The 23,324-nt window shown below is 69.4% G+C and carries 15 protein-coding genes; 12 read left to right on the top strand and 3 right to left on the bottom strand.

From position 1 onward, the window contains the following. Window positions 1-13: 13 nt before the first annotated feature. Together ACQY5G_RS10355 and ACQY5G_RS10350 are read left to right on the top strand one after the other, a co-directional pair. Window positions 14-289, top strand: a complete 276-nt coding sequence (locus ACQY5G_RS10355) for an acyl carrier protein (RefSeq protein ID WP_428273700.1) — start codon at window positions 14-16, stop codon at window positions 287-289. A gap of 61 nt (window positions 290-350) precedes the next feature. Beyond that, on the top strand, window positions 351-1,265 hold the full coding sequence (locus tag ACQY5G_RS10350; RefSeq protein WP_428273698.1) for an alpha/beta fold hydrolase: 915 nt from the start codon (window positions 351-353) through the stop codon (window positions 1,263-1,265). A gap of 12 nt (window positions 1,266-1,277) precedes the next feature. On the opposite strand, the gene ACQY5G_RS10345 is transcribed toward ACQY5G_RS10350, so the two are convergent. Beyond that, window positions 1,278-3,008: a solute carrier family 23 protein gene (locus tag ACQY5G_RS10345; RefSeq protein ID WP_428273696.1), complete on the bottom strand. Its 1,731-nt coding sequence runs from the start codon at window positions 3,006-3,008 to the stop codon at window positions 1,278-1,280. Window positions 3,009-3,109: 101 nt separating this feature from the next. Between ACQY5G_RS10345 and ACQY5G_RS10340 the strand changes: the two genes are divergently transcribed. From ACQY5G_RS10340 to ACQY5G_RS10300, 9 genes are all read left to right on the top strand, one after another. Continuing rightward, window positions 3,110-4,042, top strand: coding sequence for a creatininase family protein (locus ACQY5G_RS10340; protein ID WP_428273694.1), 933 nt, complete (start codon window positions 3,110-3,112; stop codon window positions 4,040-4,042). Window positions 4,043-4,160: 118 nt separating this feature from the next. Then, window positions 4,161-5,237, top strand: coding sequence for a lysylphosphatidylglycerol synthase transmembrane domain-containing protein (locus tag ACQY5G_RS10335; protein WP_428273693.1), 1,077 nt, complete (start codon window positions 4,161-4,163; stop codon window positions 5,235-5,237). Further along, window positions 5,234-6,379 (top strand): phospholipase D-like domain-containing protein, encoded by a 1,146-nt coding sequence (locus ACQY5G_RS10330; protein WP_428273691.1) that lies wholly within the window; start codon window positions 5,234-5,236, stop codon window positions 6,377-6,379. Before ACQY5G_RS10335 ends, ACQY5G_RS10330 begins: the two co-directional genes overlap by 4 nt. Window positions 6,380-6,530: 151 nt before the next feature. Next, window positions 6,531-8,324: an ATP-binding protein gene (locus tag ACQY5G_RS10325; RefSeq protein ID WP_428273690.1), complete on the top strand. Its 1,794-nt coding sequence runs from the start codon at window positions 6,531-6,533 to the stop codon at window positions 8,322-8,324. 4 nt (window positions 8,325-8,328) lie between these two features. Then, window positions 8,329-9,435 carry a hypothetical protein gene (locus ACQY5G_RS10320; protein ID WP_428273689.1) on the top strand — a complete coding sequence of 369 codons (1,107 nt, stop codon included), beginning with the start codon at window positions 8,329-8,331 and terminating at the stop codon, window positions 9,433-9,435. 85 nt (window positions 9,436-9,520) lie between these two features. Further along, the gene (locus ACQY5G_RS10315; protein ID WP_428273687.1) at window positions 9,521-11,971 is read left to right on the top strand and encodes a DUF1592 domain-containing protein; all 2,451 of its coding nucleotides are present in this window, start codon (window positions 9,521-9,523) and stop codon (window positions 11,969-11,971) included. Further along, window positions 11,972-13,381 (top strand): DUF1552 domain-containing protein, encoded by a 1,410-nt coding sequence (locus ACQY5G_RS10310; RefSeq protein WP_428273685.1) that lies wholly within the window; start codon window positions 11,972-11,974, stop codon window positions 13,379-13,381. It abuts the gene before it with no gap. Then, window positions 13,378-15,168: an ankyrin repeat domain-containing protein gene (locus tag ACQY5G_RS10305; protein ID WP_428273683.1), complete on the top strand. Its 1,791-nt coding sequence runs from the start codon at window positions 13,378-13,380 to the stop codon at window positions 15,166-15,168. Before ACQY5G_RS10310 ends, ACQY5G_RS10305 begins: the two co-directional genes overlap by 4 nt. Before the next feature lie 39 nt (window positions 15,169-15,207). Beyond that, the gene (locus tag ACQY5G_RS10300) at window positions 15,208-17,202 is read left to right on the top strand and encodes an ABC-F family ATP-binding cassette domain-containing protein (RefSeq protein WP_428273681.1); all 1,995 of its coding nucleotides are present in this window, start codon (window positions 15,208-15,210) and stop codon (window positions 17,200-17,202) included. Between the two features lie 66 nt (window positions 17,203-17,268). Here ACQY5G_RS10300 and ACQY5G_RS10295 read toward each other — a convergent pair whose 3' ends face one another. Both ACQY5G_RS10295 and ACQY5G_RS10290 read right to left on the bottom strand, forming a co-directional pair. After that, window positions 17,269-19,632: an SLC13 family permease gene (locus tag ACQY5G_RS10295; protein ID WP_428273679.1), complete on the bottom strand. Its 2,364-nt coding sequence runs from the start codon at window positions 19,630-19,632 to the stop codon at window positions 17,269-17,271. Beyond that, window positions 19,629-21,890 carry an APC family permease gene (locus ACQY5G_RS10290; RefSeq protein ID WP_428273677.1) on the bottom strand — a complete coding sequence of 754 codons (2,262 nt, stop codon included), beginning with the start codon at window positions 21,888-21,890 and terminating at the stop codon, window positions 19,629-19,631. Before ACQY5G_RS10290 ends, ACQY5G_RS10295 begins: the two co-directional genes overlap by 4 nt. A 117-nt stretch (window positions 21,891-22,007) precedes the next feature. Here ACQY5G_RS10290 and ACQY5G_RS10285 point away from each other — a divergent pair, with 117 nt between their 5' ends. Beyond that, window positions 22,008-23,294, top strand: coding sequence for an acyl-CoA dehydrogenase family protein (locus tag ACQY5G_RS10285; RefSeq protein ID WP_428273675.1), 1,287 nt, complete (start codon window positions 22,008-22,010; stop codon window positions 23,292-23,294). The last annotated feature ends 30 nt before the right edge of the window (window positions 23,295-23,324 follow it).

Genomic DNA, 23,324 nt, shown 5'->3' with positions numbered 1-23,324 from the left:
CGGGCGCAACGAAATGATCGGCGTCCTTGATCGGGACGGCCGTGCCAACCCTCTACGGAAGGCCATGCAAATGTCATGTGAAGCTCGCCTCAGGGAACTCATCGACGAACACCTCGATCTCGGCCGCGAGCCCAGCTGGGATACCGAGACAGGCCAGGCGGGCGTTTCGTCGCTCGATGCGGTCGCCTTCAAGAAGGTCGTCGAGAAGGAGTTCGGCATCACGATCCCGCCGGAGTGCTTCAGCACTCTGCGCAAGCTGGTCGAATTCATCGACGCCAAGGCTGGCTGAACGCGTCGCTGGACTTTGACAGCGCCCCCCGGATCGCCCGCGGGGGGGCGCGCGGCTTGACATGACTTCCGGCGCTGTCTGGAAGATCCCGGAGCCACAGTCCGTGTACGACGTGCGGCACGACGACGGGAGCCTCACCAGAGTACGGCGACACGGGATTCCCGAGGGGCGTCGGTTGATCGTGGGGCACGGCAACGGCCTCGCGGTCGACCTCTACTATCCGTTCTGGTCGCGGTTCACGGAAGACTTCGATGTGTTCGTCTACGATCTGAGGAACCACGGGTGGAACTCCATCGGCCCGCGCAACGCGCACAACATCCCCAACCTGATTCAGGACCAGGAGGATGTCGTCGAGGCCATCACCGCCCGCTACGGTCGGACGCGCTCCGTCGGCGTCTTCCATTCCCTCTCGGCGCTGACCGCTCTCCTGTCGGGGTCGCTCGGCACCGGTCGAACCGGCGACCTCTCGGCCTGGATTCTCTTCGACCCACCCCTGTTCAGGCCGCGGCTGGCCGAGGAGGAAACCGACGAGGCCGCCGACCGGCTGGCGGAGATCGCGCGACGCCGAATGGACCGCTTCCGCGAGGCGGGCGAACTCGCGGAACTCTTCCACCACCTGCTGCTCACGAGGGCCGTGCCGGGCGCCGCGGAGTTGATGGCCCGCACCGTGCTCCGGGAATCCCCGGACGGACAGGGCCTCGAGCTTCGGTGTCCCCGCGACTACGAGGCTCAGATCTTCGCGTACGCCCGTACCTACGCCTTCCTGGTCGACCTCGGCGACCTTCCGTGTCCGACCAAGGTCATCGGATCGGACCCCACCATGTCGTTTGCGTACCTGCCGACGTTCAATCTGAGTCACATGAATACGGTCGACTACGACTTCATCCCGGAATCCACGCACTTCCTGCAGATCGAGCAACCGGAGGAGTGCGTCCAGCTGGTATGCCGGTTCCTCGAGGACCACAGGCTGCTGTAGGCCGCGCCCTGGTTAGACGGCTACCCGGACGGTGACGATGTCGGTGTCGTAGTACTGCCGGTGGCGAACCGACGAAGCGAGGTGCCGCAGCAGGCGCAGCGATACTTCGCTCTCCGCGGATGTCTCCTCGACCTCGCCGCTCAGCAGCGCGAGGCGATCGTGGAGGTTCTCGTCCCGCGGGGCGACGAGGAATTCGAGCACCGCCTCACCCTTGTCGCGGTGCGCGGCCATGATGAGTCGCCGTCGGGAGGCGTCTCCGGAACCGTCCGGCGGGGCCAGCGAAAGGAGCGCCTCCTCGGCGGTGGCCGCCAGGCGCTCCGCGACCTCCGAGTCCAGGCCGGCCTTCGCGGCAAAGGTCCCGAGAAATTCCCGGATCCGCGGCAGCGCCGATGGACCGAACTCCGTCTCGATGCGCGCTCGGCGGGGTTCGGTCAGGCTCAGGAAGAGGGTCAGGAGGATTGCGGTGAAGCCGCCCGCGTTCATCCCGTTGGCGAGCAGGCCGCCGGCGAAGCCGGACACCTGCTCGGGGAGGATGAGCCCGTACTGGCAACTGACGCCGGTGAGGAAGGCGAGGCCGACGACGATGCCGTTGCGATAGTCGAGTCCGCCCTGCAGGACGATCTTGAGGCCGATCGCGAACAGCATCGCGAGGAGGACGGCCAGGTACGCCGCGAAGACCGGATCCGGGATCGCGAGCACGACCGCGAAGGCCTTGGGAAGGAGAGCGAAGGCGATGAAGGCGGCGCCGGCCGCCAGTCCCACGCCCCGCGCCGCCACTCCGGTGAGCTGCGTGAGCGGTACGCTGGTCGTGGTCGCGCTGCCCGGCACCGTGCCGGCGCACCCCGCCAGGACGTTACCGACGCCGTCCACGGCCACCGCGCCCTGCACGGCCCGGAAATCGGTCGCGCGACTCGCGCGCCGCCATGACACCCGCTGGACCGCCACGGCGCTGCTCATCGTCCGGATGGCCGCGATCACGGCCACGAGCAGGAAGGAGGGCAGGAGGGTCCAGAAGGCCGGCCCGAATCCGAGATCGAAGCCCGGCGGCTGGGCGTTCGGAAGGGCGACCCAGTCCGCGTCCGCTATGCGTCCCACATCGTAGAGGCCGTAAGCGGCGGCGACCACGGTCCCGACGATCACGCCGATCACCGGGGCCCATAGCCGGAGCGTTCCCGTCCCGCGCAGAGCGAGACATCCCATCAGGAGCGCCGTGACGCTGAAGCTGAGGGGGGCGCCCGGCGGCGCGCCGCCGTCAGGCCCGGCGGCGAGGAGCCCCGACACGAAGGGCAGCACGGTCACCGGAATCAGCATGATCACCGTGCCGGAGACGGATGGGGTCAGGACCCGCTGGAAGAGCGACAGCCGCCAGGAGAGCAGGAGCGGGATGAACGCGGCGACGACGACGAGGGTGGCGAGGAGGGCCGGGCCGCCTTCGGTGAGCGCCATGATGCTCGCCGGGATGAACGCGCCGGAGGTACCCATCAGGAGGACATGCCCGGCGCCGAGGCGCCGCGCCCGGACCGCCTGCAGCATCGTCGCCAGACCGCAGACCGTGACGGACGCCAGCACCGCCCGGGAGAGGTACTCCTCGCCGACGCCCGCCGCCCGCATCACGACGATCGGGATCAACACGATCGCCGCGATGTTGAGGACGGCGAGTTGGAGCCCGACGCCGAGGGCGAGAGCCGGCGGGGGCTTCTCGTCAGGCTGGTAGCGGACGCCGGATCGGTTGTCTGTCGTCACCCAGGGTCCCCTTGCCGTTCGGTTTCCGTCCGCCGGAGATTGATTCCCCGGAAATATCGCTCTTTTTGTCCGAGACCAAAAGAAAACCCAGGAGAAGGAACATGCGAGCCGCCCGTTCGACGCTGACCCCGCTCGGCACTCTCGTGGCGATCTCCGTCGCGGTCTCCGTGGCGGTCGCCGCCCTCCCCGCCGGAGCCGCGGCCCAGAACCGGGAGATGACGCCGGAGGAGCGCGCCCGGATCATGGCGGAATACGAGGCCCGGATCGACGCCGAACTCGTCTCGGAGCGGCCGATCGAGATGTTCGACTCGATCTGGATCGAGGAACTCACGTGGATGGAAGTCCGCGACATGATGGCCGATGGGTACGACATCGCGATCGTCTCCACGGGCGGAATCGAGCAGAACGGACCGTACGTCGCCACGGGCAAGCACAACTACGTCCTGCAGGGGACGTGCGAGGCCATCGCCCGGGAGCTGGGCACGGCGCTCTGCGCGCCGATCATGAAGCTCGTTCCGGAGGGAAACATCGACGAACCCTCCGGCCACATGCGCTATCCCGGCACGATCTCCCTCCGCCAGGAGACCTTCGAGGCGGTGCTCGATGACGTCGCTTCCAGCCTCCGGGCACACGGCTTCGAGCACATCGTCTTCATCGGCGACAGCGGCGGGAACGTGCAGGGGATGGCGAACGTCGCGGCGCGCCTCAACGAGCGCTGGGACGACGCCCACGCCCATCACATCCCCGAGTACTACCGCTATGGAGGCGGGGACTTCCTCGAATCCGAACTGGGGATCGTGGAGACGGAGAACGACGGCATCCACGACAGCTTCGGCATCACGAGTCTGATGATGACCGTCGACCCTACCGTCGTCCGCTTCGACCAGCGCGTGAAGGCGGGGCTCGCGAAGATCAACGGCGTTCCGATCGCCCCGAAGGAGAAAACGATCGAGATCGGACTCAAGCTCCAGGCCTACCGGACCGCGCTCACCGTCGGGAAGATCCGCGAGTCGATCGCCAACGCCGGCACGTAGCGCGCGCTTCCCCGGCTCCCGGCCCGCGCGGCTCACCGTCCGCGCGGGCCCGCTGAATCTCACCGCCCCCCGCGAGGCGTAACACTTCCTTTCGGCCGGCTCCACGAAAGAAGGACGAGTGGCGAGTCCACAACCGAGTTCCCCCATCCCCGCGCGGGGCAAGCTGGTCGTCGGCGCGCTCGCCTTCGCGGGACTCACGGCGCTGGGACTCGTGGCGCTCATCCGGTGGCGCCCTCCGTCGGAACTCGACAGCATCCTCGCCCGCATCACACCGGGGTTCGCCATCGCCCTGCTCGCGCTGCTCGCGCTCGATTTCACGCTGGGCGGCCTCCGGTACCGACTGCTCCTCGACGGCCGGGTCTTCTCGCGCGTTTCGCTGTGGCACTGCATGCGCGCGAACTGGGCGAACATGCTCCTGGGCGCGATCACGCCGGCGCAGACGGGGGGCGGCGCCGCGCAGCTCTATGTGCTGTGCCGGCGCGGGGCGCGGCTGTCCGAGGCCATTCTCTGTTCACTGCTCACGTTCGTCGCCACGCTTCTCTTCTTCGCGCTCGGCGGCCTCGCAGCCCTGGCGTTCCTGCCGGGCGAGGCGCTGTCGCGCGGCGTGCTGGTCGCGCTCGTCATCGCGGTCGTGGCCATTGCGGGGCTGGCGGGGCTGCTCGGCCTGGCCGTCGTTGCCCAGCGGCCCACGGTTCGGGTGATCCGGCGCTTCCTCAACGCGGCTTCGAGGCGGGGGACGCGGGTTCGGCGCTGGGCGGCGGCGGGCCGGCGTCTGTTGAGCAGCGAGATCGAGCGGCTCGCCGCAGGGATCCGGGCGGTCGTGGCACGTGGAAAGGTGACGCTCGTCTGGGTGTGCGCCGGCACCGCCCTCCTCTATTTCAACAAGTATTTGATGGGCTACGTCCTCGCGGCAGCCCTCCAGGGGCCGGTCGACGGCTCCTTCATCGGCCTCCAGCTTTTTCAGCACATCGTCCTCTACTTCGCGCCGACGCCTGGAGCCTCGGGCGTCGCCGAGGCCTCGACCGGACTGTTGATGAATCGGGTTCTTCTCGCGGAAGTGACGGTCCTGTGGGTCGTCGGCTGGCGCCTTCTCACGACCTTCTTCGGGACGATCCTGGGCGTGTTCGTGCTGCTGGGCGAGGCGCGGCGACACGTCGGCGAGGTTCGGGCCGACGAGACGGACGGGACCGCGTGAACGCGAGACTCTGCCTCGGGGGCGCCGAGTTCTGGGAGGATCTCGAGCGCGACATCCGCCGCGCGCGCGACTACGTCTACGTACAGACGCTCTCGTTCGAGGGCGACGCCGCCGGGCAGGGTCTGGCCGAGGCCCTGCTCGCCTGCGAAGCGCCCCGGAAGCGCATCGTCGTGGACGCCGTGACGAAGTACCTGATCAACGACCGCCTCATCGGTCTGCCGGCGGCGCGGCGCGACGCGGATCTCCAGCGCGAGGTCGCGGCCACCGGCGAGATGTGCGACCGGCTGGAGCGCGGCGGCGTGCCCGTGCGATTCGCCTGGCCCGTGGGTCGGCGCTTTCACCGGCTCATTGCCCGCAACCACAAGAAACTCATCGCCATCGACGACGGGATCGCCTACCTGGGCGGGATCAACTTCAGCGACCACAACTTCGCCTGGCACGATTTCATGATCCGCATCGAGAGCCCGGGGATCGCCGCGTTCCTGCGCGAGGACTTCGAGCACACGTGGCGGGGCCACGACCGGGCAGCCTCCGCGGAGATCGACGGCGATGAGATCGTAGTCGGCGAAGGCCGGGGCAACGCCGGACTGCGCGATGCCGTCTCCCGTGCGCTGGACCGGGCCACGCGCCGAATCGTCATCCAGTGCCCATATGTCAGCGAGCCGTTCTGGAGCGCCCTCGGCCGGGCGCACCGCCGCGGCGTTCACGTCACGGTGATGATGCCGGAAGCGCACAACCGGGCCGTGATGAAATGGGGCACGCTCGACGCTTCGCGCCGCGAGGGCTTCGAGGTCCTCATGTTGCCCGGTCCGATGACGCACGCGAAGGTGATGCGGATCGACGACTCGGTCGTCCTCGGTTCGGCAAACTTCGACTACGTGAGCTTTCGCATGCAGCCGGAAGTCGTGCTCATCACGAGCGCACCCGGTCTCGTCCGCGAGATCGGAGAGCGCATACTCGAGCCCGATCTCGCGCGCTGCCGGGAGCCGGCGGAGGAGCGCCGCCAGCGCTGGCGCGAGCGCCTGGGCGGCATCTCGATGCGCGTGCTGGAGATGCTGTCCTCATCGATCCGCGAGCGCCGGCCGGGTCCGATCCCGCTCGCCACCTGGCGCGACGGACACGCCATCCCGAGCCCGGAGTAGCCGCTCCGCTCAGCAACCCGAGGGCACTTTGACGTAACGCGATCTCTGGTTCGTGCGAGTGAGTGTTGCATGACCGCCGTGTACGACCTTAAGCAAATTAAAAATCAGATTTTCGATTTGCTTAAGCCCACACAGGGGGCCCGACTCACCCATGATCGTGCGAGATCTCGCGCCGCTGCTCGGACGGGCCGCGGCGACCATGCCCGTCGTGACGCTCACGGGGCCAAGGCAAAGTGGGAAAACGGCGCTGTGCCGGGCCCTGTTCCCTGGGCATGCCTACCGGACGCTGGAAGAGCCGGACGCGAGGGCTTTCGCGCTCGACGACCCGCGCGGCTTTCTCCGCGAACTCCCGGGTGGCGCCCTCATAGACGAGATCCAGCGGGCACCGAATCTGCTTTCCTACCTGCAGGCTCTCGTTGACGACGACCCGGCACCCGGTCGCTGGATTCTCGTCGGCTCCCAGAACCGGCTTCTGCTGGAGTCCATCAGCCAGTCGCTGGCCGGGCGCACGGAACTGCACGAACTGCTGCCGCTGGCATGGGGAGAAATCCGACGCTTCGCCCACTCTCCCGCCGGTCTCGATGAGGCGCTCCTCACCGGAGGGCATCCGCGAATCTTCCATCATTCGCTCGATCCGACGGCTTTCCTCCGCGAGTACATGGGGACGTATCTGGAGCGTGACGTTCGATCGATTCTGGACGTCGGCGACCTCGCGACGTTTCAGCGATTCGTTGGATTGTGCGCGAGCCGCGCCGGCAAGACCCTCAACTACTCGTCGCTTGCAAACGACTCCGGCATAACCCCACCGACGGCCAAGCGGTGGGTCGACGTCCTCGAGACGAGTTTCATCGTCTTCCGTTTGCCCGCGTTCGACGGCGACATCCGCAAGCAGCTCGTGAAGACGCCGAAACTCTACTTCTGCGATTCGGGGTTGCTCTGCTGGCTCCTGGGCATTCACGAACCGCGCCAGCTTCGTTCCCACCCGCTGCGCGGCGCCATCTTCGAGACCTGGGTGGTCTCGGAAGCGTTGAAGAACCGGGCCAATCTGGGACTGGGACAGCGGGGCTTGACCTTCTACCGGGACCGTAACGGGGTCGAGGCGGATCTGGTGATCGAGAACCCGAGAGGACGAACCCTGGTCGGGACGAGTAGCGCGGGTGCGCCCTCATCGGACATGCTGCGAGCCGTTCGGCGCGTGCGTGGCCACCTCCGAGATCACCTCCCGGAGTCGCCCCCCAGCGACCCTGTTGTCGTGTATGGCGGCGATGAGCGCCAGCGGTGGACCGATGGCGAACTCATACCGTGGCGGATGGCTCGGGCCGCGTCCCTGCGTGATGGGGCCGGAGTGGTTCAAGTACTTTCGGGAGGGCGGCCGATCACCGCTGCGAGGATCCTCGTGGTGTCTCCGAATCATCCGAACGAGAGGTGGAAGTCTGCGAGGACCGACGCGCACGGCGAGGCGATCCTCGACCTGACCGCCCGTGATCTGCCACCGAGTCTACCACTGACACTGCCATTGACGTTGTTCGTGGCCGCTCCCGGTTTCGAGGCACGGCTGGAGCGGGAGTGGTTCCCGGCCGAGCGGGCGATCGCCGTCGACCTCGCCCGGCTCCCGGGAGGCGGCGGCGTCATCTTCCCGCAGGGTTCCGGTGACATTCCGGGCCTGGCGGGGCGTCTGACCGTCGTCGGTGGCGGCCTTTTGGCGGCGTTCGCCGCGGCACGCATGCGGTCGGAGCGCATCGCGGTCAATGGAGAGGTCCCCGGGGAACTGCAGCGGCCGGTTTACATTCGACCGGGAGAGGAGCTTCATTTGGAGGACGCCGAGGGGAGCGAGCGTTGGGTCCGGGTACTCGAGATCCTCGGCCGTTCGGTGCTGGTCGAGTATCGCCGCGAGCAGCTCGGGCACCCTCGTGGGCAAGGTGAGAAGGTTGGAAGGTCGGGATGAGCCGATGACTTCGTGGTTCAGGCGGTATCTGCTGCCGGGGTTCGTCTTCCAGTCCATCATCATCGGGGGCGGGTACGGGACCGGGCGGGAACTCGTCGAGTTCTTTCTCCGCTTCGGACCGCTGGGCGGACTGCTCGGGATGCTCCTCCCGGCGACGATTCTCGTGAGCCTCACCTCGATGGCGTCCTTCGAGTTCGTGCGCGTGTTCGGCACGTACGACTACCGGACCTTCTTTCAGCGGCTGCTCGGGCGCGGGTGGGTCATCTACGAGGTCGGCTACATGTGCGCCGTCCTCCTCTTCCTGGCCGTGATCGGCGCGGCCTCGGGGACGTTCCTCCTCGAGACGTTCGGCCTCCCGTTCGCGGCCGGCGTGACCGGACTTCTCGTCGCCATCGGTTTCCTCGTCTTCAAGGGGACGGAGACGATCGAACGGTTTTTCTCCGGCTGGTCGTTCCTGCTGTACGGGGTGTATCTCGTCTTCTTCGCCTGGTCGATCGCCCGCTTCGGGGATGGCATCGGGGCCGCCTTCGCGTCGGGCGAGGCCCGGGAGGGCTGGGCGCTGTCGGGGTTCCGGTACGGCGTTCTCCAGGTGTCGCTCCTCCCGGCGATGCTGTTCGCGACGCGGCACATCCGGAGGCGGCGGGAGGCGCTGTGGGCCGGCGCCCTCACGGGGCCCATCGCGATGATCCCGGCCGTCCTCTTCGTCGTGGCGATGGCGGGCCACTACCCGGGGATCGTGGACCGCCCCGTGCCCGCCAACCATCTACTCGAACTGTTGGGCTCGCGGGGGTTCCAGATCGCCTTTCAGATCGTCCTCTTCGGCACGCTCATCGAGTCCGGGACCGGCGTGATCCACGCCTTCAACGAGCGGGTCGCCGGCGTGTTCGCGGCGCGGAAGGCCCGCATGCCCGCAACGATGCGGCCCGCGGTCGCCATCATCCTCCTCGCCGTTGCCTCCCTCCTGTCGAGGTTCGGGATCATCGACCTCATCGCGACCGGCTACGGAGCCCTGAGCTGGGCCTTCATCTTCATCTTCGTCCTGCCGCTGCTGACGATCGGGCTGTACAAGCTGCGGCGGGAGGGAGCGGGGGCGAACGGAGGATCCGCGTAGGGCGAAATCCGGTCGGCGTCCCTATATTGAAGGGTTGAAGTCGAAGGGTGACGTCACACTTCCGTCGCGGGGGACGAGCGATTCCATGAAGAGACTCGCCGTTGCGCTGTCCTGCATCGCGCTCTGGGGGCCGGTTTCCGCGCTTCCCGGCGGTCCTTCGCGTTCCGCGCCCGCCCCGGCACAGGCCCGCGACTTCGTCCCGGACACGATCCCGCAGACGATCGTGAACCAGGTCTGCACGAACTGCCACAACGACACCCGGGTGCTGGGGAACCTCTCGCTGGAGCGTTTCGAGGTGGAGATGGCGCACCTCGAGGCGGAGACGGCCGAGAAGATGATCCGGAAGCTGCGGGCCGGGATGATGCCGCCGCCGGGGATCCGGCGCCCGCCGCCCGAAGACCTGCTCGAACTCGCCGAGACGCTCGAGGCGCGGGTCGATGCCGTGGCGGCGGATCGACCCGACCCCGGCATCCGCTCCTTCCAGCGGCTGAACCGGGCCGAGTACGAGCGTTCGATCCGGGCGCTCCTCGGACTCGACATCGACGCCTCCGCCTACCTGCCGAACGAGACGATCAGCGCGGGCTTCGACAACATCGCGGACGTCCAGAATCTCTCGGCGACGCTGCTCGAGGGATATCTGACCGCGGCGAGCGAGATCAGCCGGCTCGCGCTCGGGGATCCGACCGTGACGCCGAGCGAGACGGAATACGAGGTGTCCCGCTACGCCGAGCAGCGGCAGCACGTGCCGGGCACGCCGATCGGAACGCGCGGCGGGATCTCCGTCGTGCACAACTTCACCGCGGACGGGGACTACATTTTCCGGCTCGCCTTCCAGCACGAGTCGACCGGGAACTTCTTCGGGCAGACGACGCCCTTCGACGAGCAGGTCGAACTCTCCGTGGACGGGGAACGGCGGGCGCTCATCGACATCGACCGCTGGATGCACCGGCAGGATCCCAACGGGGTCCAGGTCGAGACGCCGCCGATTCACGTGACGGCGGGGCCGCACCGCGTGTCCGCCGCCTTCATCAAGCGCTTCGACGGACCGATCGAAGACCTGGTGTCGCCGCACGAGTGGAGTCTCGCGGACAAGAAGATCGGCTATTCGCACGGGATCACGGTTGTCGCCCACCTCCGCGACCTCACGATCCGGGGGCCGTTCGGCGTGTCGGGCGTGTCGGAGACGCCGACGCGGGCGCGCGTGCTGACGTGCCGGCCCGAAGCCGGGGATGAGGCGGCGGAGCGCCGCTGCGCGCGGGAGATCGTGGAGCGGCTGGCGGCGCAGGCCTACCGGCGGCCCGTGGACGCGTCGGACATCGACCCGCTCCTCGGCCTGTACGACGCGGGGGCGGAGGAGGACGGCTTCGAGGTCGGCGTCCGGACGGCGCTCCAGGGCATCCTCGCGAGCCCGGACTTCATTTTCCGCTTCGAGGAGCCGCCCGCCGGGGCCGGGACCGAGGGACCCTACCGGATCGCACCGCTCGATCTCGCCTCGCGGCTCGCCTTCTTCCTGTGGGGGATGCCGCCGGACGAGGCGCTCATCGAGGCGGCCCGGACGGGTGGGCTCGACGACGCGAACGGCGTGGAGATCCAGGTCCGCCGCATGCTCGGGCACGCGAACGCCGAGGGGCTCGCGACGCGATTCGCCGCGCAGTGGCTGCGGCTGCAGGACCTCGACAACGTGCACCCGGACGCGCTCCGCTTCCCCGACTTCTACGAGCAACTCGCCCGCGACATGCGCCGCGAGACGGAGCTTCTCTTCGAGCACCTCGTGCGGGAGGACCGCAGCTTCTTCGAGCTTCTGACGGCGGACTACACCTTCGTCAACGAGCGGCTCGCGCGGCACTACGGGATCTCCGGCGTGGCCGGCACCCACTTCCGGAAGGTCGACTATCCCGACGAAGGCCGCCGCGGCGTGCTCGCGCACGGGAGCATCCTCACCTCGACCTCGCACGCGAACCGGACCTCGCCCGTGCTGAGGGGCAAGTGGATCATGGAGGTCCTGTTCGGGACGCCGCCGCCTCCGCCGCCGCCGGACGTGCCGGATCTCGAGGCGATCGACGAAGCCGAGGAGGGCCGCTTCCTGACGGTGCGCGAGCGACTGGAGATGCACCGGGCGAGTCCCGCGTGCCGTTCGTGCCACCGCGTCATCGACCCGCTGGGGCTCGCGCTCGAAAACTTCGACGTGACGGGCGCATACCGGATCAAGGACCAGGGGCGCACGGTCGATCCCAGCGGCGACCTGTACGACGGGACGCCGCTCTCGGGGCCGGCCGATCTGCGGACCGCCCTGCTCTCGCGGAGCGAGTCGCTGGCGAGGGCGTTCACCGAGAGTCTCATGGCCTACGCGCTCGGACGCCGCGTGGAGTACTTCGACATGCCGACCGTGCGCCGCATCACGCGCCGCGCGGAGGCCGAGGACTACCGAATGTCCGCCTTCATCCTCGGAGTGGCGGAGAGCCCGGCCTTCCTCATGAGCCGTGGCGGCGCCATCGTCGAGCAGGGGGACGTGGAACAGATCAACCGGGGGATGTAGATGGACATCATCACGGGCAAGCACATTCCGCGCCGCACCTTCCTCCGCGGAGTCGGAGCCACGGTGGCGCTTCCGATGCTGGACGCCATGGTTCCCGCCGGACGGCTCTGGGGATCGATCCGTCCCGCGGATCCGACGCGTCTGATCGCGATCGAGATGGTGCACGGTGCCGCGGGCTCGACCGCGTACGGAGCGTCGCGCGGCTACTGGTCGCCGCTGCAGACCGGCCGTGACTTCGACCTCGGCACCGGGGCGCTCGCCTCTCTCGAACCGTTCCGGGACCGGCTCACGATCATCAGCGACACCGATATCGCGGCGGCGGAGGCGAGGATCCCCAAGGAGATCGGCGGCGATCACTTCCGGTCCAGCGCGACCTTCCTGACGCACTCCCACCCGCGACAGACCGAGGGCTCGGACATCCGCGCCGGGACGTCGATGGATCAAATCTATGCACAGCGCTTCGGGCAGGACACGCCGATCCCCTCCATGCAGCTCTGCATCGAGAACGTGGACCAGTCCGGCGGGTGCGCGTACGGCTACGCGTGCGTGTACACGGACACGATCAGCTGGGCGTCGCCGACGGAACCGCTCCCCATGATCCGCGATCCGAGGGTCGCCTTCGACCAGCTGTTCGGCGCGGGCGGGAGCGCGGAGGAACGCGCCGCCCGCCGCCGGGCGAACCGGAGCGTGCTCGACTTCATCGCGGGCCGCATCGGGGAACTCCGCCGGGAACTGGGACCCGTCGATGTCCGCCGGCTCGACCGCTACCTCGACAACGTGCGGGAGATCGAGCGGCGCATCGAGCGCGTCGAGACGCAGAACCGGAGCGGCGAGGAGCGGGCGCTGCCCGAGGCGCCGGCCGGCGTGCCCGACTCCTTCGTCGAGCACGTGCAGCTGATGTTCGACCTCCAGGCGCTCGCGTTCGAATCCGACATGACGCGCGTCTTCTCGTTCAAGCTGGGGCGCGACTCGTCGGCCCGCGTCTTCCCGGAGAGCGGTGTCGACAAGCCGTTCCATCCGGCCTCGCACCACGGCGCAGACGAGGGAAACATCGACGACTTCGCGCAGATCAACCGGTTCCACGTGTCGATGGTCCCGTACCTGCTCGAGCGGCTGCGGAACACGATGGACGGCGAGACGGACCTGCTCGAGAAGACGATGGTCATCTACGGCTCGCCGATGGGCGACCCCAACGTGCACAACCACAAGCGCTGCCCCCTGTTCGTGGCCGGCGGCGCGAACGGGAAGCTGGAGGGCGGCCTCCACCTGCGGGCGCCGGCGAGCACGCCGATGGCGAACGCGATGCTCTCGCTCATGCATACGCTCGGGCTGGAAGACATCGAACAGTTCGGCGACAGCACGGGCCCGCTTTCGCTCGCGGCCCCCAGCGTGAACGCGGCCGGCTCGTGAAGCCGGGCGGGCGCCTCCGGATCGCCGCGGCGCTGAAGGCGCCGGCGATCGCGCTGCTGGCGGTGCTGCTGAGCGGCGCGCTGTTGACCGATTCGCCGGTCGCCGACGCGGCGATGACGGGCGACGTCGCCTCCGTTCGGGCGCTGCTCTCCGATGGCGCCGACGTGAACGCGCCGCAGGGCGACGGAATGACCGCGCTCCACTGGGCGGCGCGCGCCGCGAACGCCGACCTGGCCCGCCTGCTCCTCGAGGCCGGCGCGGATGTCGACGCCGCCACCCGCATCGGCGCCTACACGCCGCTGCACCTCGCGAGCGAAGTCGGCAAGGCGGAGGTCGTGGGTCTCCTCCTCGAAGCGGGTGCGGCGCAGACCGCTACCACCGCGGATGTGGGCGGCGCGACCCCGCTGCACCTCGCCGCCGGCGCTGGCGAAGCGGATGCCGTCCGCCTGCTCCTCGAGCATGGCGGGGACGCCGACGTGCGCGAAGCGCGCTGGGGCCAGACGCCGCTCATGTACGCGGCCGCCCGCGGCCGGGAAGCCGCCGTGCGGGCGCTGTTCGAGGGCGGCGCGGATCCCGCGCTCGCCACCTGGGTGACCGACATCACGGCGCTGGCCGAGTGGTCGCAGGCCGACCGCCGTGCCCGCGCCGCGCGGATGCGCGGGGAGCCCGAACCGCCGGTGCCGCCCCGCCCCGCCCCGTCCGATGCGCCGCTGGCCGCCGCCACCGACGCCCCCGCGAACCGTCCCGCGGCCGAGGACGAGGAGGACTACGAGCGCCCGATCGAGGAGCCCGAGCCGCTCGGCTACGGCGACCTCATCGGCGGCCACGGCGGTCTCACCGCGCTGCTCCACGCAGCCCGCGAAGGGCACGCCGGCACCGTGCGCGCCCTCCTCGAGGGCGGAGCGGACGTCAACCAGGTGAGCGGCGGCGACCACACGAGCCCGATGCTCATCGCGATGATCAACGGCCATTTCGATCTCGCAATCGAGCTGTTCGAGGCGGGGGCCGATCCCCGACTCCCCTCCGCCGCCGGCGCGACGCCGCTCTTCGCCGCCCTCAACGCCCACTGGGCGCCGAAGTCGCGCTACCCGCAGCAGCACGCCTACGGGCAGCAGCGGCTCAGCTATCTCGACGTCATGCGACGCCTGCTCGACGCCGGCGTGGATCCCAACGCCCGTCTCGAGAAGCACCTGTGGTGGGTGTCGTACAACTTCGACCTCCTGCAGATCGACCTGAAGGGCGCGAGCCCCTTCTGGCGCGCCGCGTACTCCCTGGACGTGGAGGCGATGAAGCTCCTCGTCGAGTACGGCGCCGACCCGCACCTCGCCACGATCAAGGTGCCCCCGCGCCGACTCCCTGCGTGGGACCGCGAGAAGCGCGACCTGTCCGGCGTTCCCCCCGTGCCCGTGGGCGGCCCCGCCGACTATCCGATCCACGCCGCGACCGGCATCGGCTACGGCCAGGGCTTCCCCAGCAACGCCCACCGCTACGTCCCGGACGGCTGGCTGCCGGCCGTGCGCTACCTGGTGGAAGAGTTGGGCGCGGACGTGAACCAGCGCGACGACGAGGGCTACACGCCGCTCCACAACGCGGCCTCGCGCGGCGACCTCGAGGTCATCCGCTTCCTCGTCGAGCACGGCGCGGACCCGACCGCCGTGAGCCGCGTCGGCCAGACCACCGCGGACATGGCGAACGGCCCCTACCAGCGCACGCAGCCCTTCCCGGAGGCCGTGGCCCTGCTCGAGAGCCTCGGCTCGAAGAACAATCACAACTGCGTGTCCTGCTGACCCGACCGGGCGCCCCGCGGCCGCTCCAATGACCTTCACATGATCACCGTCTCCGGCCTCGGAAAGGCGTTCGGCGGCCAGGTCCTCTTCCGCGACGCGACCTTCCTCCTCAACCCCGGCGAGTGCTACGGCCTCGTGGGCGCGAACGGGTCCGGCAAGACGACGCTCCTCAACATCCTCGGGGGCACCGAGGACCCGACGGAGGGATCCGTCACCGTACCGAAACGCCTCCAGGTCGGCGTCCTCCGCCAGGACCATTTCCTCCACGACGAAGAGGAGATCCTCGGCACGACGCTCATGGGGAACCACGATCTGTGGCGCGCGATGGTCGAGCGGGAGGCGCTGATCGAGGCGGAGGACGGAGACTTCGACGCCGACCGCTTCTCCGAACTCGAGGAGGTCTTCCAGCGCCACGACGGCTACACGGCGGAGGCCCGCGCGGGCGAGATCCTCGAGGGCCTCGGCTTCCCGAGCGAGATCCACCGCCGCCCGCTCTCCACGCTCTCCGGCGGGTTCAAGCTCCGGGTGCTGCTCGCCCAGGCGCTCGCGGGCGCGCCCGACGTCCTCCTCCTCGACGAGCCCACGAACCACCTCGACATCCTCTCCATCCGCTGGCTCGAGAAGTTCCTGCGGGAGTTCAAGGGAGCGATCGTCGTCATCTCCCATGACCACCGGTTCCTCGACAATATCGCCACGCACATTCTCGACATCGACTATGAGACGGTCACCACATACAGGGGCAACTATGACGACTATCTGGTCCGAAAGAGGGAGGACCAGGAGAGGCGCGAGAAGGAGCTTGCGAACCGCGAGCGCGAGATCGCCCACCACCGACAGTTCGTCGACCGCTTCCGGGCGAAGGCGAGCAAGGCGCGGCAGGCCCAGAGCAAACTGCGCCTCATAGAGAAGAAGGCGGAGGCGCTGCAGCCGCTCCCGGCCTCCTCCCGCCGCTACCCGAACTTCCGCTTCGAGTCCCGCCGTCCGAGCGGACGCACCGTCCTGGGAGTGGAGGGCGTGAAGAAGGCGTTCGGCAGCGGCGAGGAGCTGAACGAGGTCCTCCACGGGGTCGACCTCACCCTCGAACGCGGGGACCGCATGGCGATCATGGGCCCCAACGGGATCGGAAAATCCACCCTGCTCAAGATCGTCATGGGCGAACTCCAGTCCGACGCCGGCCGCGTCGCGTGGGGCTACGAAACCCACCCGAGCTACTTCGCGCAGGACCAGGAGGCCCGCTTCGACTCGCCGGGGCAGACCGCCGAAGACTGGATCGCGGGCTTCTGTCCGGGCCGGACGCTCGGTTTCGTGCGCGGCGAGATGGGGCGCGTCCTCTTCTCCGGTGACGACGCGAAGAAACGGGTCGGCAACCTCTCCGGCGGCGAGGCCGCCCGCCTCGTTTTCTGCCGGATGGCGATCGAGCGACCGAACGTCCTCGTCCTCGACGAACCCACGAACCACCTCGACCTCGAATCCATCGAGTCGCTGGTCGAGGCGCTCCGGAGCTACGACGGCACCCTCATCCTCGTCTCGCACGACCGCTGGTTCGTCTCGCAGCTCGCGACCCGCATCGTGGAGATCTCCGAGGACGGGATCCGCGACTTCAAGGGCAGCTACGAGGAGTACGTCCACTACTGCGGCGACGACCACCTCGACGTCGACACCGTCGTCCTCAAGGCCCGGAGGGAGAAGCGCGCCGCCCGCGCAGCCGCCGCCGAAACCCGCGACGCCGGCAACCTCACGGGCGACGCCCCGCCGGGACGGAGCCTCCGCTCAGGCGCAGCGACGGGGAACCGGAACCGCTACCGCGGCGGCTCGCTCCGCAAGAAGCTGAACGACACGACGAAGCGGATCGAAGCGGCCGAAACCCGCATCGCCGAAATCGACGAGATCTTCGCCGACCCCTCCTTCTATGCGGAGACCCCGATCGAGGACGTCCGCACGCTGGAAGCCGAACGCACCGCCCGGCAGGGGGAACTCGAGGAACTCATCGGCGCCTGGGAACGAATCGAGACCGAACTCGCCCACCTCGACTGAGGACCTCCGGAGGAACCGGGGCAGACGGCCTCGCGCGCCCCCCCCCGCGCGCCCCCCCCCGCGCGCCTAAAGGGGCCAGACGATGGGGAGGAAGAAGACGACCATCAGCAGCAGGAGCACGAAGAGCGGCGCGCCGACCTTCGTGTAGTCGACGACCTTGTAGCCGCCCACGCCCATCACGAGCAGGTTCACCGGGTGGCCGAAGGGGCTCAGGAAGGCGCAGGAGGAGCCCACGGCCACGACCATGAGCAGGGCCCGCGCCGAGAGATCCAGTTCGGTCGCGGCGCTGAGCGCGATCGGCGCGACGAGCACCGCGACCGCCGAGGTGGGGACGAACTGCGCCGCGAGCGCGCAGATGAGGAAGATGCTCGCGATGAGGATCCGCGGTCCCATCTCCGCCGCCCGCCCCACGACTTCGCGCGCGATGAGTTCCGCCGTGCCGGAATCCTCCATCGCGAGACCGAGCGCCAGCATCCCCCCGAGGAGCATGACGACCCGCCATTCGACGAAGGTGTAGACCTCGTTCCCCTTCACGCACCCCGTGAACACCATCAGGAGCGCGCCGAGAAGCGCCGCGATGTACACGGGGAGCAGGTTGAGGGAGGCCGCGACGATGAACACCGCCATGATCGCGCTGGCGGTCCACGCCTTGTGGACGCGGAACACCTCGTGGAGTTGCCCGTGGAGGACGAGGAATCGCGGGTCGCGGGCGAGGAGCGCGATCTTCTTCCGGTTGCCGTAGACGAGGAGGGCATCCCCGAACTCGAGCGCCGTGCGCGAGATGCGGATGTTCGAGTGAAAGGCCCGCCCGCCCCGGAAGATCGAGATCAGGTTCAGTCCGTAGGACTCCCGGAAGAGAACCTCGCGCAGCGTCTTGCCGACCAGGTCCGAACTCGGAGCGAGCGTGACTTCCGCGAACCCCGTGTCCTCCGACTCCAGTTCGTCGACCGAGGGTCGTTCGTCCGCCGGAACGAGGGCCTGCAGCGCCTCCAGCACGGCGAAGCACGCCGGGGCCCCCTCGACGATGAGGCGGTCGCCGGCCCGCATCCGCTCCGACGCGTGCGGCAGGGCGATGTCGCCGTCCTCGCGCTCGATCTCCAGCACGGTGAGATCGAAGGCGCGCCGGAGACGGGACGCCGCGAGCGTCTTCCCGTCCAGCCAGGACCCATCCGGCACATGGAGCCGCATCAGCCACCGGTACAGCTCGTACTCCTCGGTGGCGGAGCCGATGTCCGTCCAGCCGATGGCTGAGAACTCCGTCGCGTAGCGGAGTTGCTGGAGCTGGTCCGCGCTGCCCAGGAGGAGGAGCGCGTCCCCCGCCTCGAGTCGCACCGCCTGGAACGAGCCGCTCAGGATCTGCCCGCCGCGCCGGATGGCGACGACGTGCGCCTGGAACCGGTTGCGGAAATCGATGCCCCCCACCGTGCTGTCGATGAGGTCCGATTTCTCGGCGATCTCGACCTCGGCCAGCACCGTCGAGTCCTTCACGAGCCGTCCCAGGGCATCGTTCGTCTCCCTGTGCCTGGCGAGGTGACCCCAGGCGCGCAGGCGCTCGAGCGCCTCGATCCGCCCCTCGACGATGAGCACGTCTTCGCTCCGCAGCCGGAAGTCCCGCTCCGGCGCCAGCACCAGGTGTCCCTTGCGGCGCACGGCCAGGAGGTCGTAACCCAGTGCCTGTCCGAGTCGGGCTTCGACGAGCGAACACCCGTCGAGCGCGGAATCCGGCGGAATCCGGAGCGTGAGCAGCGACTCGGCGAGATGGTAGCGGCCGGTCAGGTCGATCTCGTCGCCCCCTTCCTCATCCCCGTCCGCGGTGGAGCGGTCCGGAAGGAAGTGCCTCCCCGCGAGGACCACGTACAGGACCCCCAGGGTGAGCGCGGTCGCGCCGACGGGCGTGAACGCGAAGAAACCGAATTCGCCCTGCCCCATGCGCTCGAGTATGCTCGAGAGGAGGATGTTGGGCCCCGTCCCGATGAGCGTCGTCATGCCGCCGAGGAGAGCGGCGAAGGAAAGCGGGATCAGCAACCGGGAGGGACGCATGCCGAGGCGGCGGGAGATGTCGATCACGACCGGGATGAGGAGCGCGACCGCGGCCGTGTTGTTCATCACCCCGGACATGAGCCCCGACGTGAGCATGAGCAGCGCCGTGACCCGCACGGGAGAGTCTCCCGCGAGCCGCAACACCTGCGCGCCGACGACGTTCGCGACACCGGTCTTGTAGAGCCCGCCGCTCAGCACGAGCACGGCCGCGATCGTGACCACGGCAGGGTTGGCGAACCCTTCGATGGCGCGCGCCATCGGAATGACGCCGGAGATCGCCAGGGAGAGGAGCACCATGAGCGCCACGCCGTCGTAGCGGACCCACTCCGTGACGAAGAGGACGACCGCCACCGCGACGATGGCGAGGACGATGATGACGTCGGCCGTCACGGTTCCGGCCTCTGCCCCGGCCGCTGAATCGTCGACACCGCCTGCGCGAGCCCCTGCGCGGCGAGCGTCCCGGCGTGGCGCCGCCGGCCGAGCAGGATGAGCGGCACGTCCGTCCTGCGGGCCACCTCCAGCGCGAAGGCGCCGATCGCCGGCTCGCCCCGGGCGCGGCGTTCCATCCCCATCACCACGAGGTCGCTCCCCTCTCCCATGCGCACGATCGGCTCAACCGGGTCATCGGCGTATTCGAATTCGACGCCGTAGGGACCCGCGGCTTCATCCCTGGCGAGCTGCCGGACGGTGCGCTCCACCCTTCGCCGCCGGTCGGGGGAAGCGTCGGAAGGGAGCGCGCACAGGAACGTGACGGCGGGCTCCGAGGAGCGCGAGAGGCTGCCGAGCAGGCGGGCGCGCAGTTCGCTGTGGTCGCGTCGTCCCTTCACCGTGACGAGGATGCGCCTCGCCTTCTCGATCCGCCAGCGGAGCGGTGCCCGCACGATGACGACGTCCGCGTCGACCCTGGAGATGAGGCCTTCAAGCCGCGACTCGACGCCGGGCTCCGTGAGCCGCGACAGACCCATGAGCACCGTCTCGCAGGTACGGCTGTTGGCCACGCGGGCGATCTCGCTCCATACGTCCGACGCGATCGTGAACAGCGTCTCCTGAGAGACCGCGTCCTCGATCCCGTGCCGCACGGACTCGCCCAGAATGTCCTTGGCATCCCGGACCGCGGCATCGATGGACAGGGCGGGACGACCCTCCCTCGGAATCACCGACAGCAGGAGAATCCGGCCCACGCCCGGCGCGCGAACCGTGTTCGCGATATCGGCGAGACTCGCCGCGCTCGCCGGATTCGCGACGGGAACGACGACGAGCGGGCTGCGCCCCCGGAGCCGGGCGAGGTCCGGATCGCGCGCCTGGGCGCTCGCATCCGCCAGGCGGGCGCCCGGCGCGAGCAGCGTCAGGTACAGCACCGCGCCGAGGCCGAGCCACACCGCGACCACCCGCCCCGCCTCGGGAACCGCGATGGCCTGGAAGATCGCGAGCCCCACGCACAGCGCGGCGCCGACGACCGGAAGCGTGGCGGGACGCGGGTGCCCGGAGCGCATCCGCGCCAGCATCGCCGCCCAGTGGACCATGGCGAACGAGATCAGGAAGATGAGGCTGGAGGCGGCGCCCGCAGCGGCGACGTTCCCCACCGCGATGGCGATGAGCATCATCATGGCGCCCGTCGCGACCACGGCCATCGCGGGCGTCCCCGTCCGCCCCCGCATCTCGCCCACCCGGTGCGGCAGCGTCCGGTCGCGCGCCATCGAGAAGGCGACGCGAGAGGCCCCGAACACGTTCGCGTGGAGCGCCGACAGCATCCCCAGAAGACCCGCGCCGATGACGAGCCAGTACCCCGCCGGACCCATGAAACGCTCCGCCGCCTCGGCCACGAGCCCTTCCGGGCGCGCCTGCGCCGCGGCCTGGATCCCGTCCGGCGGCGCGCCCACGGTAGAGACGATGATCAGCAGCGGGATGTAGATGACGAGCGCAATCCCGAGCGAAAGGTACATCGCCCGCGGCACGGTGCGCTCCGAATCCCGTACCTCTCCGCCGACGGCCGCGATGAGGTCGAACCCCTGCAGCGCGATGAACGTGTAGCCCATGGCCTGCAGGAGACCGAGCGACCCCTCCGGGGCGAACGGACTCAGCCGCTGAAGCGCCTCGCCGGGCGAGCCCGCGAGCCACGCGATGAACCCTCCCACGAGAAGGACGGCGAACACGGCGACCTTGCCGATCGTCGCCGCGTTCCCTCCGCCGGCCGTCCTCTGGACGAGCAGGAGCGTGTAGGCGCCCACGGCGGCGATCGCGAGACCGATCTGGACCCACCCCTGTCCGACCCATTCCCACCGCAGGCCGAGCGCGGGGGCCAGACGAGCGAAGCCTTCGACGAGAAAGGCGGCGAAGCCCAGCGCGTACAGCACGCCTGCCACGATGGATGCGAACCAGACCACCCATCCCACGATGAAGGCGACCTCGATCGAGAGCACCTTCTTCGCGTACGTGTAGATGCCGCCGGATTCCGGGAAGCGGCGCGCGAGGCGGGCGAAGCTCATCGCCGTGAGAAAGGCGATCCCCCCGTTGAACGCGAAGGCGAGGATCGCGGCGGGACCCGCGGTCGCGAACGCGACGCCGGCGAGCGCGAGGATCCCGCCCCCCACGATCGCGCCGACGCCGAGCGACGTCGCGCCGTAGAGCCCCATGTGCCGTTCGCTCATCCCCGAGTCCCTGGAGGTGCCGGCCGCCGCACCCGGCCGCCGTGCCGGTAACGGTGCTGCTGGCGGTGCCCGTTGTTTCCGCCGGAGGGCCCGCTAATCTTGGGGCCCACCCCGACAATGTCACCCCGACCCGGACACCCCGGCGGAGCGCGAGTGAACGCCCCATCTCTCTTCTCCAGACGGTCTCTCGAACTCCAGGCGCGCGTGCGCGAGTTCATGGAGACACACGTCCACCCCAACGAGGAGACCTTCGACCGGGAGATCGAAGCGGCGGACAACCGGTTCTCCACGCCTCCGATCCTCGAGGCGCTGAAGGGACGGGCACGCGACGAGGGACTGTGGAACCTCTTCCTCCCGCCCGACGCGGAGCCGGACGACGGCGCGGACTTGGAGGCTCGCTACGGAGCGGGTCTGTCGAACCTCGAGTACGCGCTCATCTGCGAGGTCATGGGACGCGTGGAATGGGCGCCCGAGGTCTTCAACTGCAACGCGCCCGACACCGGCAACATGGAGACGCTGGCCCGCTACGGGACGCCGGCGCAGCGGAAGGAGTGGCTCGAGCCGCTGCTGGCGGGGGAGATCCGCTCGTCCTTCGCGATGACGGAGCCGGACGTGGCCTCGTCGGACGCGACGAACATCCGCTCGTCCATCGTCGGCGAAGGGGACGAGTGGGTCATCAACGGCCACAAGTGGTGGGCGACGCAGGCCCCCCGGGCGGAGTGCCGGCTGTTCATCTTCATGGGCAAGACGGACCCGGACGCGGCGCGCCACCGGCAGCAGTCGATGGTGCTCGTGCCGCGCGACGCCGCCGGGATCGAGGTCGTCCGGCCGCTCGGCGTGTTCGGCTACGACAGCGCTCCCGTCGGCCACGGCGAAGTGCGCTTCACCGACGTCCGCGTGCCCGCCGGGAACATGCTCCTCGGCTCGGGCCGCGGGTTCGAGATCGCGCAGGGCCGGCTCGGCCCCGGCCGCATCCACCACTGCATGCGGCTCATCGGCGTCGCCGAGCGCGCGATCGAGGACATGGCCGAGCGCGCGAGGACCCGCGTCGCCTTCTCCGGCCCCCTGGCCGAGAAGGGCGCCCTTCGCCACGCGCTCGCCGAGTGCCGCATCGCCGTGGACCAGGCCCGGCTCCTCACGCTCCATGCCGCGCACATGATGGACACCGTCGGGAACAAGGCGGCGCGGCGCGAGATCGCGATGATCAAGGTCGTCGCGCCGCGCATGGCGTGCCGCGTCCTCGACCAGGCGATCCAGGTCCACGGCGCCCTCGGCGTGAGCCCCGATACGTGGCTCGCCGCGGCCTACGCGCACTCGCGCACGTTGCGTCTGGCAGATGGCCCCGACGAGGTTCACCTCGAGGCGCTCGCGAAGCTCGAACTGCGGGGGTCGCGGGAGTCGTAGGTCCCCGGGCGGACCTCAAGCGCCCCGGGC

This window comes from Candidatus Palauibacter sp., assembly GCF_965261555.1.
Taxonomy (GTDB): domain Bacteria; phylum Gemmatimonadota; class Gemmatimonadetes; order Palauibacterales; family Palauibacteraceae; genus Palauibacter.
The sequence above is the reverse complement of the archived record's forward strand: the minus strand, read 5'-3'. Positions and strand labels throughout refer to the sequence as shown.

Excerpts from the sequence above, each read along its gene's own strand:
- ACQY5G_RS10355 (WP_428273700.1), top strand. The coding sequence starts at position 14 with ATGATCGGCGTCCTTGATCGGGACGGCCGTGCCAACCCTCTACGGAAG.
- ACQY5G_RS10350 (WP_428273698.1), top strand. The coding sequence starts at position 351 with ATGACTTCCGGCGCTGTCTGGAAGATCCCGGAGCCACAGTCCGTGTAC.
- ACQY5G_RS10340 (WP_428273694.1), top strand. The coding sequence starts at position 3,110 with ATGCGAGCCGCCCGTTCGACGCTGACCCCGCTCGGCACTCTCGTGGCG.
- ACQY5G_RS10325 (WP_428273690.1), top strand. The coding sequence starts at position 6,531 with ATGATCGTGCGAGATCTCGCGCCGCTGCTCGGACGGGCCGCGGCGACC.
- ACQY5G_RS10320 (WP_428273689.1), top strand. The coding sequence starts at position 8,329 with ATGACTTCGTGGTTCAGGCGGTATCTGCTGCCGGGGTTCGTCTTCCAG.
- ACQY5G_RS10315 (WP_428273687.1), top strand. The coding sequence starts at position 9,521 with ATGAAGAGACTCGCCGTTGCGCTGTCCTGCATCGCGCTCTGGGGGCCG.
- ACQY5G_RS10310 (WP_428273685.1), top strand. The coding sequence starts at position 11,972 with ATGGACATCATCACGGGCAAGCACATTCCGCGCCGCACCTTCCTCCGC.
- ACQY5G_RS10300 (WP_428273681.1), top strand. The coding sequence starts at position 15,208 with ATGATCACCGTCTCCGGCCTCGGAAAGGCGTTCGGCGGCCAGGTCCTC.
- ACQY5G_RS10290 (WP_428273677.1), bottom strand. The coding sequence starts at position 21,890 with ATGAGCGAACGGCACATGGGGCTCTACGGCGCGACGTCGCTCGGCGTC.
- ACQY5G_RS10285 (WP_428273675.1), top strand. The coding sequence starts at position 22,008 with ATGTCACCCCGACCCGGACACCCCGGCGGAGCGCGAGTGAACGCCCCA.